Annotated in this window: 20 protein-coding genes; 10 read left to right on the top strand and 10 right to left on the bottom strand. The window is 76.8% G+C overall.

Annotated features, from left to right (window positions below; genetic code table 11):
- Window positions 1-486 precede the first annotated feature (486 nt).
- Window positions 487-2,940 (bottom strand): glycoside hydrolase family 65 protein, encoded by a 2,454-nt coding sequence (locus KIK08_RS03175; RefSeq protein WP_214401436.1) that lies wholly within the window; start codon window positions 2,938-2,940, stop codon window positions 487-489.
- A gap of 150 nt (window positions 2,941-3,090) precedes the next feature.
- Here KIK08_RS03175 and KIK08_RS03170 point away from each other — a divergent pair, with 150 nt between their 5' ends.
- The 6 genes from KIK08_RS03170 to KIK08_RS03145 all read left to right on the top strand — a co-directional run bounded on the left by KIK08_RS03170 (window position 3,091) and on the right by KIK08_RS03145 (window position 6,058).
- Window positions 3,091-3,498 carry a sporulation protein gene (locus tag KIK08_RS03170; protein WP_250556197.1) on the top strand — a complete coding sequence of 136 codons (408 nt, stop codon included), beginning with the start codon at window positions 3,091-3,093 and terminating at the stop codon, window positions 3,496-3,498.
- 5 nt (window positions 3,499-3,503) lie between these two features.
- The gene (locus KIK08_RS03165; protein WP_214401435.1) at window positions 3,504-3,773 is read left to right on the top strand and encodes a hypothetical protein; all 270 of its coding nucleotides are present in this window, start codon (window positions 3,504-3,506) and stop codon (window positions 3,771-3,773) included.
- Between the two features lie 566 nt (window positions 3,774-4,339).
- Window positions 4,340-4,777: a CBS domain-containing protein gene (locus KIK08_RS03160; protein ID WP_214401434.1), complete on the top strand. Its 438-nt coding sequence runs from the start codon at window positions 4,340-4,342 to the stop codon at window positions 4,775-4,777.
- Window positions 4,774-5,220, top strand: a complete 447-nt coding sequence (locus KIK08_RS03155; protein ID WP_214401433.1) for a PspC domain-containing protein — start codon at window positions 4,774-4,776, stop codon at window positions 5,218-5,220. Before KIK08_RS03160 ends, KIK08_RS03155 begins: the two co-directional genes overlap by 4 nt.
- 3 nt (window positions 5,221-5,223) lie before the next feature.
- The gene (locus KIK08_RS03150) at window positions 5,224-5,862 is read left to right on the top strand and encodes a cell wall-active antibiotics response protein (protein ID WP_214401432.1); all 639 of its coding nucleotides are present in this window, start codon (window positions 5,224-5,226) and stop codon (window positions 5,860-5,862) included.
- Window positions 5,849-6,058 (top strand): hypothetical protein, encoded by a 210-nt coding sequence (locus KIK08_RS03145; protein WP_214401431.1) that lies wholly within the window; start codon window positions 5,849-5,851, stop codon window positions 6,056-6,058. Before KIK08_RS03150 ends, KIK08_RS03145 begins: the two co-directional genes overlap by 14 nt.
- 67 nt (window positions 6,059-6,125) lie before the next feature.
- Here the strand turns inward: KIK08_RS03145 and KIK08_RS03140 are convergent, their stop codons facing one another.
- The 7 genes from KIK08_RS03140 to KIK08_RS03110 all read right to left on the bottom strand — a co-directional run bounded on the left by KIK08_RS03140 (window position 6,126) and on the right by KIK08_RS03110 (window position 11,501).
- Window positions 6,126-6,416 (bottom strand): DUF397 domain-containing protein, encoded by a 291-nt coding sequence (locus KIK08_RS03140; protein WP_308257354.1) that lies wholly within the window; start codon window positions 6,414-6,416, stop codon window positions 6,126-6,128.
- An 87-nt stretch (window positions 6,417-6,503) separates the two neighbouring features.
- Window positions 6,504-7,076 carry an Rv1733c family protein gene (locus KIK08_RS03135; protein WP_214401430.1) on the bottom strand — a complete coding sequence of 191 codons (573 nt, stop codon included), beginning with the start codon at window positions 7,074-7,076 and terminating at the stop codon, window positions 6,504-6,506.
- A gap of 2 nt (window positions 7,077-7,078) precedes the next feature.
- Window positions 7,079-7,990, bottom strand: a complete 912-nt coding sequence (locus KIK08_RS03130; RefSeq protein ID WP_214401429.1) for a universal stress protein — start codon at window positions 7,988-7,990, stop codon at window positions 7,079-7,081.
- A gap of 106 nt (window positions 7,991-8,096) precedes the next feature.
- The gene (locus KIK08_RS03125) at window positions 8,097-9,104 is read right to left on the bottom strand and encodes a zinc-dependent alcohol dehydrogenase family protein (RefSeq protein ID WP_408004626.1); all 1,008 of its coding nucleotides are present in this window, start codon (window positions 9,102-9,104) and stop codon (window positions 8,097-8,099) included.
- 5 nt (window positions 9,105-9,109) lie between these two features.
- On the bottom strand, window positions 9,110-9,553 hold the full coding sequence (locus KIK08_RS03120) for a CBS domain-containing protein (RefSeq protein WP_214401428.1): 444 nt from the start codon (window positions 9,551-9,553) through the stop codon (window positions 9,110-9,112).
- Between the two features lie 109 nt (window positions 9,554-9,662).
- The gene (locus KIK08_RS03115; RefSeq protein ID WP_214401427.1) at window positions 9,663-10,580 is read right to left on the bottom strand and encodes a universal stress protein; all 918 of its coding nucleotides are present in this window, start codon (window positions 10,578-10,580) and stop codon (window positions 9,663-9,665) included.
- A 21-nt stretch (window positions 10,581-10,601) separates the two neighbouring features.
- Window positions 10,602-11,501, bottom strand: coding sequence for a universal stress protein (locus tag KIK08_RS03110; protein WP_214401426.1), 900 nt, complete (start codon window positions 11,499-11,501; stop codon window positions 10,602-10,604).
- Window positions 11,502-11,727: 226 nt separating this feature from the next.
- Between KIK08_RS03110 and KIK08_RS03105 the strand changes: the two genes are divergently transcribed.
- Window positions 11,728-12,201 (top strand): universal stress protein, encoded by a 474-nt coding sequence (locus KIK08_RS03105; protein ID WP_214401425.1) that lies wholly within the window; start codon window positions 11,728-11,730, stop codon window positions 12,199-12,201.
- Between the two features lie 156 nt (window positions 12,202-12,357).
- Complete coding sequence (locus KIK08_RS03100) at window positions 12,358-14,058, top strand: SulP family inorganic anion transporter (RefSeq protein WP_214401424.1); 1,701 nt, start codon at window positions 12,358-12,360, stop codon at window positions 14,056-14,058.
- A 36-nt stretch (window positions 14,059-14,094) separates the two neighbouring features.
- Here KIK08_RS03100 and KIK08_RS03095 read toward each other — a convergent pair whose 3' ends face one another.
- Window positions 14,095-14,604, bottom strand: coding sequence for a nitroreductase/quinone reductase family protein (locus KIK08_RS03095; protein WP_250556195.1), 510 nt, complete (start codon window positions 14,602-14,604; stop codon window positions 14,095-14,097).
- Window positions 14,605-14,833: 229 nt separating this feature from the next.
- Complete coding sequence (locus KIK08_RS03090; protein ID WP_214401423.1) at window positions 14,834-14,983, bottom strand: hypothetical protein; 150 nt, start codon at window positions 14,981-14,983, stop codon at window positions 14,834-14,836.
- Between the two features lie 116 nt (window positions 14,984-15,099).
- Between KIK08_RS03090 and KIK08_RS03085 the strand changes: the two genes are divergently transcribed.
- Both KIK08_RS03085 and KIK08_RS03080 read left to right on the top strand, forming a co-directional pair.
- Window positions 15,100-16,014: a universal stress protein gene (locus KIK08_RS03085; RefSeq protein WP_214401422.1), complete on the top strand. Its 915-nt coding sequence runs from the start codon at window positions 15,100-15,102 to the stop codon at window positions 16,012-16,014.
- 41 nt (window positions 16,015-16,055) lie between these two features.
- Window positions 16,056-16,955: a Gmad2 immunoglobulin-like domain-containing protein gene (locus KIK08_RS03080; RefSeq protein WP_214401421.1), complete on the top strand. Its 900-nt coding sequence runs from the start codon at window positions 16,056-16,058 to the stop codon at window positions 16,953-16,955.
- Window positions 16,956-17,008: the final 53 nt, after the last annotated feature.

Raw genomic sequence — 17,008 nt, 5'->3', positions numbered from 1 at the left:
GCGTCGTCGCCGGTCAGGAAGATCACGCGATCGACGACGACGGTCAGGCCGTCGCCGTCCTCGCGCACGCGACGAGGTACCCGGCGTCCTCGATGACACCGTCATGGGCGGGCAGCCGCGTGGTCGACGGGGGCGCCACCGGAGCGGGTGCGGCAGGGGCTCGTGTTCGGGCGGTCGACGCAGGGCCCTCCGTAGACGCCGTCGCGGGTGCCGTCGTGGTCGGCCCGCTGGTCGGCGGGGCGGTCGCCGGCCGCGGAGCCGGGCCGAACAGGGACGCGAGGACGACGACCGGTGCGGCGGCCAGGACCGCCGCGATGTACGTCCACGCCTTGCCGTCGATGTGCCTCACGGGGGCCTCCCTCGCTCCCGCGCTCGGTGACCGACCCGCGCCCGGCGGGGCCGGCGCGTCCACGGTCGTCCCACCGGGTCGCACCGACCAGGGCCGATCGGCCCGCGGCCGGGTCGCGGCGGGCATGGGCGGCTGGGCTACGGCTGGTCGGCGCCGGTGGCCGCGGCGTCGAACCGCACCGTCTCGCCGGGGCGCAGCGCGCGCACCTCCCTCGCGCAGCCCACCCGGACCGGCCCGCCGGGCCCGGCCTCGGCGGCGATCTCCACCTCCCGCCCGGTTACGCGCACGGTCAGCGCCTGCCCGCGGTACTGCACGGCGAACTCCAGCCGGCCGTAGCGGCGGGGCCAGTGCGGGTCGAACCAAAGGGCGTCGCGGCGGGCCTCCATGCCCGCGAAGCAGCGCTGCAGCAGGTCGACGCAGCCGGCCATGGCGCCGATGTGCACGCCCTCCGCCGTCGTGCCGGACTGGATGTCGGCGACGTCGCTGCGCAGGGCGCGCTCGAAGTGCTCCAGCGCCTGCGCGCGGTGGGCGCGGGCGAGCACCCACGCGTGCACGAGCGCGGACAGGGTCGAGCCGTGCGCGGTTCGCGCCGTGTAGTACTCGATGGTGCGAACGATGGCCTCCGGCGGCAGCGCGTAGCCCAGCCCACCCAGCAGGTCGCGCAGCTCGTCCGCGGACAGCAGGAAGAACAGCATCAGCACGTCGGCCTGCTTCGACGCCTGGAACTCGTCCACCGAGCGGCCCTCGGCCTCCAGGATGCGGTCGAGGCGGTGGATGTCCCCGTAGCGGGCCCGGTAGTCGGCCCAGTCCAGCTCGGCGAGCTCCCGGTAGCCCTCGAACTGGCTGATCACCCCGTCCAGGCCGATCGGCACGAACATACGCAGCCCGATGTCGCGCCAGCGCAGCAGCTCGGCCGCGGTGAGTCCGAGGGACTCGACCAGCTCGCGGCGCCGCGTCGGCGGCAGCACGTCGAGCACGTCGCGGGCGCGGTGAAGCAGCCACACGGTCATCACGTTCGTGTAGGCGTTGTCGTCGATCCCGGGCCGCTCGGCACCCGGGTAACGGGTGCTGTACTCGTCCGGGCCCATCACCCCCCGGATGCGGAACCGGTCGCGGGCCGCGTCGTGGGTCGCCAGGCCGGCGAAGAACCGGGCGATCTCCAGGATCACCTCCGCGCCGTGGTCGGCCAGGAACTCCAGGTCGCCGGTGGCCTGGTGGTAGTGCCAGATGTTGTGGGCGACGGCCAGGCCGATGTGGCGCTGCAGGTGGCTGATGTCGGGCAGCCAGCGCCCGGAGCGCGGGTTGAGGTGCACGCGCTGGCTCTCCTCGCGGCCGTCGCTGCCCGACTGCCACGGGAACATCGCCCCGGCGAGGCCGGCCGCGCGCGCCGCGCGGCGCGCAGCCTCGAGCCGACGGGTCCGGTAGCGCAGCAGCGCCCGGGCCAGCCCCGGCAGTCGCAGCGACAGCACGGGCAGCACGAACAGCTCGTCCCAGAACACGTGGCCGCGGTAGGCCTCGCCGTGCAGGCCCCGGGCGGGGATGCCGGCGTCGAGATCGAGGTTGTGCGGTGAGGTCGTCTGCAGCAGGTGGAAGGCGCCCAGCCGCAGGTTGCGCAGGACCTCGGCGGTGGTGACGGCGCTGCCGTCGGTGAGTTCCATGCGGAACCGCCGCCACAGCTGCTCCCAGGCCAGTTCGTGGGAGGCCAACAGCTCGTCGAAGCCGGGGGCGTCGGCGAGCAGCTCGACGGCGGCGGCCACCGGCTCGGACACCGCCGGGTCCCGGGAGGTGACGACCGCGGCCACCTTCTCCACCGCGACCGGCTCGCCGGCCTTGAGCTGCAGCGCGAGCTCCAACGCAATGCGCCGGTCGTCCTCGTGCACCGCCACCGGTGGTCCGCCGGTCGAGCACCGGGTGCGGGCGGCGGTGGCGATCGCGGTTCCGGACTGGGTGGTGCGGGCGGCGAGGACGACGGTGTCGGGCTCGGGGCGACCGGTCGCGGTCACGGCGAGGTGCGCGCCGGCCATGTCGCGGTAGCGCTCGACACCGGAGTTGGTAACCGCCCCGTCGATGCCCGACCGCACCCGCAGCCGCCCGCTCCAGTCCTCCGCGGTGACGACGGTGTGCAGGCCTGCCAGGAACGGCCGGCCCATGTGCACGAAGCGGCGCTGGCGCACGGTGGTGCGCCGACCCGCGCCGTCGGCGAACCGCAGGACGCGGCTGAGCAGCCCGCGGCGCAGGTCGAGGACCAGCCGGTGCTCCAGCACTCGGACCCCGGCCATCGCCACCCACGGCCCGTCCTCGACCGCGATCCGCAGGTCGAGCCAGTTGGGCAGGTTGACCAGGCTCTCGTTCTCCACCCGGACCCCGGCCACCTCGTCGACCAGCCGGTTGTAGCAGCCGGCGGCGTAGGTGCCCGGGTAGTGCGTCCCGTCGGCCGCCGACTCCGGGGCCGCTCCCCGGGTCGCGACCCGTCCGTTGCCGAGGGTGCACAGCGCCTCGCGGCGCCCCTCGTCGGCCGGGTCCCACCCGTCGAACACCACGGTCCACGGGTCGGTCGCGGGCGGAGGCCCGGCGGGAGCGGCGGTCGCCATCGGGCCAGGGTAGGGACGACCACCGTGCGTGAGCAGGGGACGAACGCCCCGGGAAGGCGGACCGAAGACCCTGCGCAGCGGCCCGCCGCGCGCTCACGATCGGGGCAGGTGCGGTCGACCGCGACCGCCCGGACCACATCGAGGTGGGTCATGGACACGACGATGCACAGCAGGAACGCCCGGCCCTCGCCCGCGGCGGGCGCCCCGGCCCCGGACGTGGGCACCCTGCTCGACGGCGTCGAGGCAGCGGCCCGGGCGAACCGGGTCTTCGGGGAACCGATCGACGCCCACGGCGTCACGATCGTGACCGCGGCGCGGGTCGGCGGCGGCGGCGGTGCGGGCTCCGGCACGGGCCCGGGAGAGGAGGGCGGCTCCGGCGGCGGCTTCGGAGGGCGCCCGGTCGGTGCCTTCGTGCTCAGCCAGGGGACCGCCCGCTGGCAGCCGGCCGTCGACGTCAACCGGCTCGTCCTGGTCGTGGCCGCCGTCGCGGTGCTCGCGCTGCTCACGGCGCGGCGCGTCGCCCGCCTGCAGGCGGCCGGGTGCCGGTCCGAGCGCTGACCCCCGTGCGCCGGGTGCGGCCGGAGGCCCCGGACGCCCGTCGCCCCGAGCGGGACGGGCTTCCGGGCCGTACCGCCGCCGCGGCGAGCGGCAGCCTCGGCCGCGACACGAACGGCGAGCGCGCGGACGGCCGCATGAACGAGTACCGGGGAGCCCTCGACCTCAGCCGGGCACAGCTGCACGAGGTGCTTGCCACCGCGGCCGCGGCGCCGTCGCTGCACGACGCGCAGCCGTGGCGATTCCACGTCGAGCCGGGGCGATACTGCTGGTCGTAGACCACGAGTGGGGCCTGCCCGGGATCGACCCCGACGACCGCGAGCTGCGGATCTCCTGCGGAGCCGCGCTTGTTCACCCTGCGCCTCGCGCTGCACGGCCGGTGATCCACCCACGCGTCACGCTGGCGCACGATCCAGCGGAGCTGCGCCGGCTGCTCGACGCCGTGCGGCGACGGCCCACCAACCGCCACCCGTTCAGCGACGCCCCGGTCGGCCTGCCCGAGCAGTACGCGCTGCGGCGCGCCCCCAGGAGGAGGCGCCTGGCTGCACATCGTGCACGAACCCGGCGACCGCCCCTGGCTGCGCGACCTGGCCGCGCTGGCCCACCGCCGAGCAGCCGACCGACGGGGCGGTCGTACCTCACCCGGTGGCCGGCCGTCGGCGAGGCACGGCTGCCGCCACGCCCCGCCGCCCGCTCTCGTCCGTCCTGGTGGGACCAGCCCGTGGGGTCCGGGACGGTCTTGGCGGGGGCCGGAGGTCCCGGCCGAGCCGGGACCGCCGACCGGTCCGCCGCGCACCCGCCGGTGCGAGTGTCGGCGCCACAGGCCCCGACCGAGGAGTCCCCCGTGCACACGACAACCGCTCCCACCGACCCGATCGCGACCATTGCGGCCACCGTCGTCGCCGAGGTCGACAGCTCCCAGACCCTCCGCGCGGTCGCCGAGGAACTCGTCGCCGACGAGATCGGCGCCGTCGTGGTGCGCGTCCCCGGCCGACCCAGCGGGCTGATCTCCGAGCGCGACCTGGCGGCCGTGGTCGCCGCCGGTGGCGAGCCGGGCACCGTGCAGGCCGTCGACCTGATGACCACCGAACTGGTCACCGCGGCGCCCGGCGACAGCATCGCCGAGGTCGGCGCCCGGATGCTCGACGCCGGGATCCGGCACGTCGTGCTGCACGACGGCGAGCAGGTCGTCGGGATCGTCTCCATCCGCGACGTGCTGGGGGTGCTGCTCAGCCCGTGGACCGCCCGGACCACCGGGCCCACCCGAGGAGGACGACAATGACCGGACCCGTCCCGCGGTCTCCCGCCCCGACGCCGGAGCCGACGCCGCCACCGGGCGGACCCCGGCGCATCCGCCGCAGCCGCACCGACCGCATGATCGGCGGCGTGTGCGGCGGGATCGCCGCTTCGCTGGGCATCGACGCCGTCCTGCTGCGCATCGCCGCCGTGGCGCTCGCCCTGTCCGGTGGCGTCGGCGTGCTCGCCTACGTGGCGGCCTGGATCCTGATCCCCGAGGCCGGCAGCGGCGATGGGGCCGACGACCCCGTGCCGCAGGCCCCGCCGCCCAGCCGCCACTCGGTGGCCATCGCCGTCGGGTCCTGCCTCGTCGGGATGGGGGCGCTGCTCCTGCTGCGGGCCTGGGTCCCGGGCCTGGGCACCCACCTGTTCTGGCCGCTGGTCGTCGTCGCGGCCGGCATCCTCGTGCTCGTCTCGGCGCGGAGGTGAGCCGTGAGCACACTGGTCGACCCCGTCCCGACGGTCCCCGAACCGGCGCACGACCGGCGCCGGCCCCGCTGGGACCGCATCGTCCTCGGCCTGCTGCTGCTCGCCGTGGGCGTCGGCTGGCTGCTCGACGACGCCGGCGTCGCCGTGCCGTGGCGCGCGCTACCGGCCGCCGCGCTCATCGTGATCGGCGTCGCGCTGCTGGCCAGCCTGGCCGGCGGGACCGGCCGGGCGGACCTGGTGGTCGTGGGCGTCCTCGCGCTCCTGGTCGCGAGCGCGGTCGGGGTGGGCGCGGACCGCTACCTCGGGCCGCCCGGCGAGCGGACGATCGCGCCTGCGCGCGACGGCTGGCCCGCCCCGGTGCGGATGGCGGCCGGCGAGGTGGTGCTCGACCTCGTGCAGGGCGACCTGCCGCCCGGCGGTGCCCACGTGGCGGTCGGCGCGGGCACGGTGGTCCTGCGGCTGCCCGCCGACGAGCCGGTCCGCGTCGACGTCCGCGTCGTGACAGGCACCGTCGAGGTCGACGGCCGCACCGTCCGGGAGGGCTTCGACCTGCGGTGGTCCCAGGGGCCCCCGACCAGCGCGGCGAGCGCCGTGGTCGACGTCGGCGCCGGTGAGGTGGAGGTCCGTCATGTCCGTCCGTGAGACCCGCCGCGGCCACCCGGCCGCCGTCCTGGGCACCGGCCTGGGCGCAGTGCTCGCCGGCGTCGCGCTGCTGCTGCAGGCCTACGACGCGCTGCCGATCGGGTGGGACGTCGTCCTGCCCGTCCTGCTGGTGGTGGTCGGCGTGGTCACCGCCACCGCCGGGGTGGTCGGGGCGCACCGCAGTCGGCCCCGCTGACCCGACCGCGGCTCGGCACCGAGCGCCCGACCGGGACCGCCGGGCGCCGGGCCGCGGGTTGGCGAGCTCAGGCCAAGTGATCGAACTCGCCGCGCTTCGCGCCATCGAGCGAGGCTACAAACTCGTCAGGCCGGAAACGCAGCACCGGGCCTCCCCGGTCCTTCGTGTCCCTGACTTCGATCATGCCCTCGTGACGCCGCTGCTCGACGCAGGACGTGCCGGTGTCGCTCATGCTCGCCTTGATCCAAGGCGTGGTGCCGTCGATCATCCCAGGTACTAACTCCTCGATGGGGACCGCCTGCGCACGCATGCCGTCGAAGGCGCGACAGAACGCCTCGACCTCCTCCGGCTTCTCCACGTACCGACACCCGATGAAGCTCTCGCGCATAGGCCCCGGATGTCCCTACTCACCCCCGTCGCTACAGCGCTCGAGGACCCGCTCGGGTCAGCTCTGCCCGGCACGGCCGTGCCGCCACATCGGCTCGACCCGGTCCCATTCCCGCTCCCAGTAGCGGCCGCGCGCCAGCGCGAGGAGCTGCTCGACGCCCAGCCCCGCGCCGAGCAGCAGCATGCCTCCCAGCGCCATGACCGAGAACCCGGTCAGGATGGTCGACGCGAACACCTCGTCCTGGTCCGCCGGAGCCGTCACCGGTTGGCCGTTTCCGTCGACCCACCCGTTCACCTGCTGACCGGCGTCCGCCCCGAACGGTGCGAACACCTCGCCGGTGACGGGTGTCCCGTCGGGGTCGGTCCAGCGCGCGGCCACGCGGACCGGCGTGGCGGCGGTGGCCGAGGCGGGGGTGCCCTCCCGGGTCGCGTCGGCCAGCAGGACTGCGCCGACCCTCGTGCGTTCCTGCTGCTCGGCCGCGACGCGCTGGGACTCCTTACCGTGCACCACCACCACGGCCGCCCCCGCGGCGAGCAGCAAGGCGAACGCCGCCACCACCGTCAGCACGGCGAGCGCGTCCGCGAGCCGGTCCACTCCCCGACGGGGCAGCGCCTTGCGCGTCGTCGCCACGGTCACGCCCTCCCCGAGCCGTCGGGGCGCACGACCGCGACCGGGCACGGTGCGCGGTGGACGGCCGCGTTGCTGACCGAGCCGAGGACCAGCCCGGTGCGCTCGCCGAGCCCGCGGGACCCGAGCACGAGCAGCTGGGCGCGGGTCGCCCGGCGCAGCAGGACGTGGGCCGGGAAGTCGCGCGAGACCACCGTCTCCACCGCGACCCGCGGGTACTTCTCGCTCCAGCCGACCAGGCGCTCGACGAGCATCCGCCGCTCGTCGGCCTCGATCGCCGCGACGTCGATCACGCGCGCCACCACCGGGCCGATCACGGGGTCCCACCAGGTGTGCACGGCGACGAGCGGGACGCCGCGGGCGTCGGCCGCGGCGAAGGCGAACTCGGTGGCGGCCTCGCTGGTCGCCGACCCGTCTACGCCGAGCACGACGGGCAGCGACGACTCCACGTCAAGGTGAGGACCACCGCGCACGACGACGACCGGGCACTGCGCGGTCGTCGTCACGGCCACGGCCACCGACCCGGCGACGGCACCGCGCAGCCGGCCGCGGCCGCGGTCGCCGAGCACCAGCAGCCGGGCCGAGCGCGACTCGTGGCGCAGCACCTCGGCGGGCGCGCCGGCGACGACGCGCTGCTCGACGGCAATGCCCGGGGTCACCTCGACGGCGGCCGCCGCGGCGGCCGCGGCCGCATCGGCGGCGGTGCGGCGCTGCACCTCCCGGAAGCGCAGCTCGCTCATCCGGTGCGTGGCTGCGCCGTCGCCGACCGCTCCATGGGCCACCACGACGCGCAGCGGCAGGTCGCGGCGCCGCGCTTCGCGCGCGGCCCACCGCACGGCCCGCAGTGCGTCGGCGGAGCCGTCGACACCGACGACCACGTCACGGCGGATGCTCCCGGTACCCAGTACGGCGTCCATGTCCGACCTCCTCGTCTCAGCAGGCAGCCTGCGCCGTCGCCGTCCGCGCCGGCAGCGGCGCAGGGCCCGCGGCCGGGGGTCCTTGGCCCCCGACCGGCGCGGACCGTCAGGGGACGAGGACGGCCGCTCCGGTGATCCGGTCGGCGGCCAGATCGGCCAGGACGCGGTCGGCCTCGTCCAGCGGGCGGCGGGTGACCTCGGGTCGGACGTCGAGCGCCGCGGCGAGCCGCAGGAACTCCTCGCCATCGGCGCGGGTGTTGGCGGTGACGCTGCGCAACTGCTTCTCCCGGAACAGCTCCGCGTCGTAGTCCAGGGCCGGGACGTCGGAGAGGTGGATGCCGGCCACCGCGAGCGTGCCGCCCCGCTCAAGGGCCCGCAGCGCCACCGGCACGAGCTCGCCCGCGGGGGCGAACAGCACGGCGGAGTCCAGCGGTTCCGGTGGGGCGCCGTCGGCCGGCCCGGCGGAGGCGGCACCGAGCCGCAGCGCCAGGGCGCGGGCCGGCGCGGAGCGGGTCAGGACGTGCACCGTCGCCCCCTGCGCGATGGCCACCTGCGCCACCACGTGCGCGGACGCGCCGAAGCCGTAGATGCCCAACCGGCCTCCGGGCGGGAGCTCGGCGCGACGCAGCGCACGGTAGCCGACGATCCCCGCGCACAGCAGCGGTGCCGCGGTGGCGTCGTCGAGCGCGTCGGGCAGGCGGTAGGCGAACGCCTCGGGCACGACGGTCCGCTCGGCGTAGCCGCCGTCGGCGTCCCAGCCGGTGAACCGCGCGGTCGGGCACAGGTTCTCCCGCCCGGTGCGGCACCACCGGCACGCCCCGCACGTCCCGCGCAGCCAGGCGATGCCGACGCGGTCGCCGAGCGCGAACCGACCGGCCCCGGGACCCAGCTCGTCGACGACGCCGACGACCTCGTGGCCGGGGACCGTCGACGGGCGCCGCGGCGGCAGGTCGCCCTCGGCGAGGTGCAGGTCGGTGCGGCAGACCCCACACGCCAGTACCCGCACCGCGACCTCCCCGCGGCCGGGGGCCTGCTCGGGCAGCGCGATCCGCTCCAGCGGACCGGGCCCGGGTCCACCCAGCGGCCCGGGGCACTCGACCGCCCAGGCGCGCACCCCGATTACCGGCCCGCGGCCGGGATGCCGCGGCGGCGCCGCACCTCGTCGGAGGTCAGCTCGCGGTTGGCCACGACGCGCAGCGCGTCGCGCCGGCTGACCACGCCGACCAGCCGGCCATCGGAGACGATGGGGACCGAGCGGATGCCCTCGTCGAGCATCAGGGCGACGACGTCGGCCAGGTCGGCGTCGGGTTGCATCGAGATCGGGGCCGGTGTCATGACGTCGGCGACGGTGGGTTCGGGCTGCTCGGGGACGGCCCAGCCGTCGGGCACGATCCGCCCGCGGACCAGGTCGGCCTCGGTGACGATCCCGATCACGCGCTCCGCCCGGTCGACCACCGGGGCGCCGGTGAAGCCGTGCGAGACCAGCAGTGCGGCCGCCGCGTGCACCGGCACGTCCGGCCGCAGCGTGATCACGGGGCTGCTCATCACGTCTCGGGCCAGCATCGGCCTTCTCCTTCCGATCGGTGGACACCTCCGCCGGGGCGCCGCAGCTGAGCACGGCGCTCGGCGGGGGCGACAGGCTCGACGATCCGGCCGCCGTCGTGCGCCGGCATCAGCCGGCCCGCGCGGGAGTGGCCCCGGGGGTCTCCGGCGACACGACCGCGACCGGGCAGTGGCTGCGGTGCAGCACGGCGTGGCTGACCGAGCCCAGCAGCATCCCGAGCAGGGCGCCGCGACCCCGCGACCCCACGACGACGAGCTGAGCGTCGGCCGAGAGGTCGACCAGCGCACGGGCGGCGCCGTCGCGCCCGACGAGCCGGCGCACCCGCACGTCGGGGTACTTCTCGCCCCAACCGGCGAGCCGCTCGGCGAGGATCTCCTCCTCCTCGGCGGCGATCGGGTCCCACTCCACGAGCGGCGCCAGGCCGGGCGCGTACTCGGTGGCCGCCCAGGTGTGCAGGGCCACCAGGGGAGCCCCGCGCACGGCCGCGGCCTCGTAGGCGAATGCGATGGCGGCCTCGCTGGTGGGCGTGCCGTCGACGCCGACGACGACCGGCCGATCCGCTCCGGTCTCCCGGTGCTCGCCCCGCACGACCACGACCGGGCAGGGCGCGCGTCCGGCGAGGCCGACGGCGACCGAGCCGACCAACAGCCCGGCCAGCCCCCCGAGCCCGCGGCTGCCCACGACCAGCAGCTGCGCCCGGCGGGCCTCCTCGGCCAGTAGGCCGACGGGGAAGCCGACGCGCAGCTCGTCCTCGACGACCAGATCGGGTTCGGCGGCGCGGGCCGCGGCGACGGCCGCGGCCAGGCCGCGCCGCGCGGCGGCGCGCTGCTCGTGGCGGAGCTGCTCGCCCAGGGCCGGGATGCCCACGACGTGCTCCGGCCCGTCGTCGTAGGCGGTGACGAGGCGCACCGCCGCGCGGCGGCGGCGCGCCTCGCCCGCGGCCCAGCGCACGGCGGTGAGGGCGTTGTCGGAGCCGTCCACACCGACGACGACGGGGCCCGTGGCGGGCGCGAACCGAGCGGACATGATCGTTCTCTCCTCGCGTGGTCAGGACTCGGGAACGGCGTCCGGGCGGACGACGGCGACGGGGCAGTGGCTGCGGTGCAGCACGGCGTGGCTGACCGAGCCCAGCACGAGGCCGGCGAGGTTGCCGCGCCCGCGCGAGCCCACGACGACCAGCTGGGCCTTCGCCGACTCCTGCACCAGCACCCGGCCGGCGGGACCCCGCACGACGACCCGGCGGACCTCGACGTCGGCGAACTTCTCGGTCCAGGGGCGCAGCCTGTCGGCCAGCACGGCGCGCGCGTCCTCGGCCAGCGCCTCCCAGTCGATCAGGGCGGCGACCTGCGGGTCGAGGACCAGATCACCGAAGGTGTGCACGGCCACGAGCGGAACGCGGCGGGCCGCGGCAGCGGCGAAGGCGAAGCCGAGCGCGGCCTCGCTCATCGGTGTGCCGTCGACGCCCACGACGACCGGTTCCGGTGATGAGGCGTCGCGGTCCTCCCCGCGCACGACGACGACGGGGCAGTCGGCGCCCGCCACCATGGCGACCGCGACGGAGCCGACCAGCAGTCCGCTCAGGCCGCCGAGCCCGCGGCTGCCCAGCACGAGCAGCTGTGCGTCGCGCGACCGCTCGTGCAGCGCCCGGACGGGGAACCCGATCACCAGCTCCGCGGAGATCGGCACGCCGTCGACCGTCCGCTCGGCCACCCTGGTCGCGCCGGCCAGCACGTGGCGGCGGGTGCGCTCCAGCAGCTCATGCCGGTAGCGCTCGGTCCGGCCGCTGTGGTGGTGGTCGGGTGCCCAGCCGAAGGCCGTGACCACCCGCAAACCGGTCTCCCGGCGCCGGGCCTCGACGGCGGCCCACCGGACCGCCTCCAAGGCGCTGTCCGAACCGTCCGCGCCGACCACGACGGGTCGGCGACCGGTGGCGACCTGCGCGGTCATCGCCGTCTCCTCTCGATGTGCTCACGACCATGCTGGGCCGCGGTGCGGTGCTCCGGTCAGTGGCGGCCGGCCGGGAATCGGTGGGTCGTTCGTCCTGCCCCGACCGGGTCCCCCGGCCGGCGGGCCGCCCGCGCTCCGCCCCTACCCGCGGGGGTGCGACGGGGCGACCCTGGCGTCCCGACTGCCTGCCCACCCCCTTGGGGCACCTGCCGAGCGGAGGACCGAGATGACCTACCGACGCGGCACCGTCACCCTGCTGGGCCCCGACGACACCGTGCGCATCGGCGGACCCCGCCGGCACGAACCACCGCGCGTCGTCGCCGCGCTGCACGAGCTGCCCGGGGACGGCCCGGTCCTCGCCGAGGCCGTGGCCGCCGCGCGGCGGATGGGCGGCGAGCTCGTGCTGGTCCACGCGGTGCCGCTGTCCTTCGCCGAGCGCAGCGTCGGGTTGGAGGAGGCGGTGCGCCGGGGCGAGCGCATGCTCGCCGCCGCGGCGGCGAGCGCGGCAGCGGCCGGGGTGGCGCCGAAGGAGGCGCTGCTCGTCCGGGTCCGCCCGCACGAGCTCGTCGGCGCGCCGGTGGAGGCCGACCTGCTGGTCATCGGCGGTCCGCCGGCGGACGACCCGCAGCGGCTCGGTCCGGTGACCCGCAGCGCCGCGCGGTACGCCCCGTGCGCGCTGCTCGTCGTGCCGCGCCCGTGAAGCCCCGCGGACCGTGCACGTCAGCGCCGAACGCACGACGCCGCGCGAGGCCACCGACTTGCTGCGTGCTCCCTCGGGTCGCGTGACCTTCGCCCCTGGCGCCGCGGGACGAGCGGCCGCTGGTCGGCCCGCCGCGCCGACCTCGATCCTCGCAGGATGCGGACGACGGTGATCGGTCCCGGGCTGCGGCCGGGCCTGACGGCCCTGCGGCGGCGCGACGCGCCCGCGCTGCGCGGCGACGTGGTCGCCGGCGTGACAGTGGCCGCGTACCTCGTCCCGCAGGTGCTCGCCTACGCCGGCGTGGCCGGGGTGCCCCCGGTGACCGGGCTGTGGGCCACCGTCGTGGCCCTGGTCGCCTACGCCGTGCTCGGCTCGTCGCGGCGGCTGTCGGCCGGGCCGGAGTCCACCACCGCGCTGATGACCGCGATCGCGGTGGCCCCGCTGGCCGGCGGGGACGCCACGCGCTACGCGGCCCTCGCCGCGGTGCTCACCCTGCTGGTCGGCGGCGTGTGCCTGCTCGCCCGGGTGGTCCGGCTCGGTTTCCTCGCCGATCTGCTGTCGCGCCCGGTGCTGGTCGGATACCTCGCCGGGATCGCCCTGGTGATGATCGTCGGACAGCTCGGCAACGTCACCGGGGTGCACGTCGAGGGCGGGACGATCCTGGCCGAGGTGGCCTCGTTCGCCACCGGGCTGAGCACCGCGCACCCGCCCACCCTGGCCGTGGCGACCGGCGTCTTCGCGCTGCTCGTGCTCCTCGGTTCCGCGCTGCCGCGGCTGCCCGGACCCCTCATCGCGGTCGTGCTGGCCGCCGCCGTGACCACGGTGGCCTCGCTCGACGCGCTGGGCGTGCGCACCATCGGGACCGTCCCGGGCGGGCTGCCCGTTCCCGCGCTGCCCGCGGTCGGCGCGTCCGACGTGGCCGCGCTCGTGCTGCCGGCGATCGGCGTGGCGGTCGTGGCCTACTCCGACGACGTGCTCACCGCTCGTGCGTTCGGCAGGCGCGACGGCGAGGACATCGACGCCGACCGCGAGCTGCTGGCCCTGGGTGCGGCCAACGTCGCCGCCGGCCTCTTCCAGGGCTTCCCAGCCAGCAGCAGCGGCAGCCGCACCGCGATCGGGCAGGCGTCAGGGGGGCGCTCCCAACTGACGTCCTTGGTCAGCGCGGTGACCGTGCTCGCCGTGCTGGTCGCCGCCGGGCCGCTGCTGTCGGCGTTCCCGGCTGCGGCGCTCGGCGCGCTGGTCGTGCACGCCGCCCTGCGCCTGATCGACGCCGGTGAGCTGCGCCGCTTCGCCCGGTTCCGCCGGTCCGAGCTGGCCATCGCGCTGCTCACCACGGTCGCGGTGCTCGCCCTCGGCGTGCTCTACGGCGTGCTGGTCGCGATCGGGCTGTCGATCCTCGACCTGCTGCGCCGGGTCTCCCGCCCGCACGACGGCATCCTCGGCTACGTCCCGGGCATCGCCGGCATGCACGACGTCGACGACTACCCGCTCGCCAGCACGGTGCCCGGCCTGGTCGTGTACCGCTACGACGCGCCGCTGTGCTTCGCCAACGCCGAGGACTTCCGCCGGCGCGCGCTCGCCGCGCTGGACTCCGATCCCGACCCGCGCTGGCTGCTGCTCAACACCGAGGCCGTTACCGACATCGACATCACCGCCGTCGACGCCCTCGCTCGGCTGGCCGACGACGTCGAGCAGCGCGGGGTCACCCTCGCGCTGGCGCGGACCAAGCAGGACCTGCTGGTCGACCTGCGCAGCAGCGGGCTGGCCCGGCGGATCGGCGAGGACCTCGTCTTCCCGACCCTGCCGACCGCCGTCGCGGCGTACCGCGCCGCCCGGGGCCTGCCGGAGCCGACCTGAGGCCGATCCGGCGGGCGGCGCCGGAGCGGTGCGCGGTCAGCGCCGGACGACCCGGAAGACCGGGATCGCGTCGGCGACCGCGGCGATCTCGGCCAGCGGGGCACCGCGGCGCACCGGCAGGTGCGGGCGCCCGCCCGGGGCGAGCTCCAGGTACCGGGCGATGATCGGGGCACGCTGCTCGACCGGCAGCTCCAGCAGCCGCACGGCGTCGCGGCGGCCGTGCTCCAGCACGGCCTCGCCGCCGGCCGCCCGCACGTTGCGCACCCAGTTCGCCTCGCCGAGCATGCTCACGAGGTACACCTCGCCGTCGAGGCGGACCGGCACCAGCGGCAGCGACACCACTCGCCCCGACCGACGCCCGACCACCTCCAGCGACACCAGCCGCGAGGGCAGCAGACCCCAGCGCCCGATCAGCTCCGAGGGCCGGTTCATCAGCCGCGCGGCCCGGCCGGGCCGCCCGCCGCGGTACATCCGCCGCATCAGCCGCGCGTACCAGCCGTCGGGCGCGACGGCGGACGCCGGGCCGCCCTGCTCCATCGTTCCCATGGGACACCCCGATCTCGAGTCGGAACTTCCTGCTCGCGGTCCGACGCTATCCAGGGCCCGGCGCCGCGCGCAGGGCTGGAGAGCCGCGGTCTGAGGGTCATTCGACCCGCGCCGGTTCCGGAACGCGGATCGACCGACAGCAGCGCGACGGGTGCGGCTCCGGGTCGATCGCCTCCGGCAGCGGGCCTTCCGGGCACGACCGACCTGCTCGGTCCGGCGCGATGCGTTCCTACGGCGTGTCCAGCTCGACGCACCATTCGACGCCGGTCAGGTCCGGGTCCAGGTCGACCACGCGGCACTCCGCCGCGGACGCCCGCGCCCGCAGGTCGCGGATCCACTCGCAGATACGCACCACCGAGCCGTGGGTGCTGCCGACCATCCGCCGTCGGCTCCGGCACCGACTATCCCGACGCGCGCGCGACGCGGGACCTGCGGCGCGCCGCACCGGGCCCAGCGGCCCGGGACGAACGGCGACCACGGGTCGACCGTGGTGGTATGCGCCCTGACCCGAGCACCCACCCGCACGACCACCCGACCACCGCGCATCCCGTCGACCACCGCCCGGTCCTGCTCGCCCACGACGGTTCGGCCGCCGCCCACGTGGCGGCGCGCTGGGCGGCCGCGGCGGCGGCCGGGACCGGCCGCCCGCTGCGCGTCGCCACCGTCCGCCGCTGGCCGGTCCCCGAGCTGAGCGGGCTGGACCTGCCGCCGGACGTGCTCGACGCCGAGCGCGCCGCGAGCGGGGCCCTCGACGCCGCGGTCCTCGCCTGCCGCGACACCGCCCCCGACCTCGACGTGCACGCCGAGGAACTGGTCGGCGACCCGGTCGAGCTGCTGGCGAAGCTGGCCGGCGAGGCCGCGCTGCTCGTGGTCGGCTCCTGCGGTCAGACCGCCCACCCCGACGTGCTGCTCGGATCCACCGCCGCCGAGCTGAGCCGCCGCGTGGTCACCCCGCTGGCGGTGGTCCGCCGGGTTCCCCCCGGCCCGCCCTCGGGCGCTCCGGTCGTCGTCGGCGTGGACGGTTCCCCCTGCTCCGCCGCCGCGGTGCACGCCGCGTTCGCCGCGGCGGCCCGCGACGGTCGCCCGCTGGAGGCCGTGCACGCCTGGCTGGACCTGCCGGTCGACGCCCTCGGCGCGCTCCCCGGGCTCGACCTGCGTCTGGTCCGGGCGAAGGCCGCGGCACTGCTGGACGGGGAGCTCGCCGACGCCCGCCGCGAGTACCCGGACGTGCCGGTGCGCACCGTCGTCGCGGTCGACCGACCCGCGGCCGTGCTGCTCGAGCGCGCCCGCGGCGCCGGGCTGCTCGTGGTCGGCCGGCGCGGGCGGGCGCACCTTCGCGGCGTGCCGCTGGGCTCGGTCAGCCACGCGGTCCTGCACTACGCGCCGTGCCCGGTCCTGCTCACCGGCTGACCGGGGTCCAGCCGCCCCCGCCCCACCCGAGGAGGTCCGCCATGACGGTCATCCTGCCCCCCGACCAGGACCAGCAGCCCTCGCCCCAACCACCCCCGCCGCCCTCGCCGGCCCGGCGCCGCTGGGCCACCGCCGCCGCGGTCCTCGCCACGATCGCGGTGGCCGTCTCGGTCGTGGTCCTCGCGATCGTGCTGGCGGGCGATGCGCCGGAGCCCGATCCGCCGCCGGTCCCGGTCCCGACCACGACGGCGGCCCCAGCGCCGACGCCCACGGCGACCGCACCGGCCCCGACCACCGCGCCGGCCCCGTCCGTCACGGTCGTGCCGACCACCGCCCCACCGGCAACCACACCGCCCACCGCGGCACCCACCACCGCACCGCCGGTCGTGCCGCCCGACGCGAGCACCGCGGTGTGGCCGACAGCCGCGGTGGCGACGCGCTACGACGACCCGCTGGCCGCGGCCCGCGGCTTCGCGACCCGGTTCGTCGGCTTCGCCGACCCCGTCGTCGGCCCATACCGAGCGGGCGACAGCCGCTCAGGCGAGGTCGACGTGCGCCCCACCCGGCGCGGACCGGTCACCACCGTCCTCGTCCGCCGGATGAGCGACGACCGGTGGTGGGTGCTCGGCGCGGCCTCCGCCGACATCCAGCTCGACACCCCGAGGGCCGGCGACGTGCTCGCGCCGCCGTCGGTCGCGCTCACCGGCCGCGCGCTCGCCTTCGAGGGCACCGTCGCGGTGAGCGTCGTCGACGACGCCTCCGCCGAGCCGCTGGGCACGGGCTGGGTGACCGGGGGCGGGGACGAGCTGCGCCCCTTCGAGGGCGCAGTCGCGATCGGCCGGCCACGCGCCGAGCGCGGCGCCGTCGTCCTCACCTCCGACAGCGCAATGGACGGCAGCGTGATGGCGGCCTCCGTCGTGCGCGTCGCGTTCGCCCGCTGAGCGATCTGCCGCCACGGCTCGGGGCACGGGTCACCGCGAAGCCGGTGTGCACC

Source organism: Pseudonocardia lacus (assembly GCF_018531445.1).
Classification (GTDB): domain Bacteria; phylum Actinomycetota; class Actinomycetes; order Mycobacteriales; family Pseudonocardiaceae; genus Pseudonocardia; species Pseudonocardia lacus.
The sequence above is the reverse complement of the archived record's forward strand: the minus strand, read 5'-3'. Positions and strand labels throughout refer to the sequence as shown.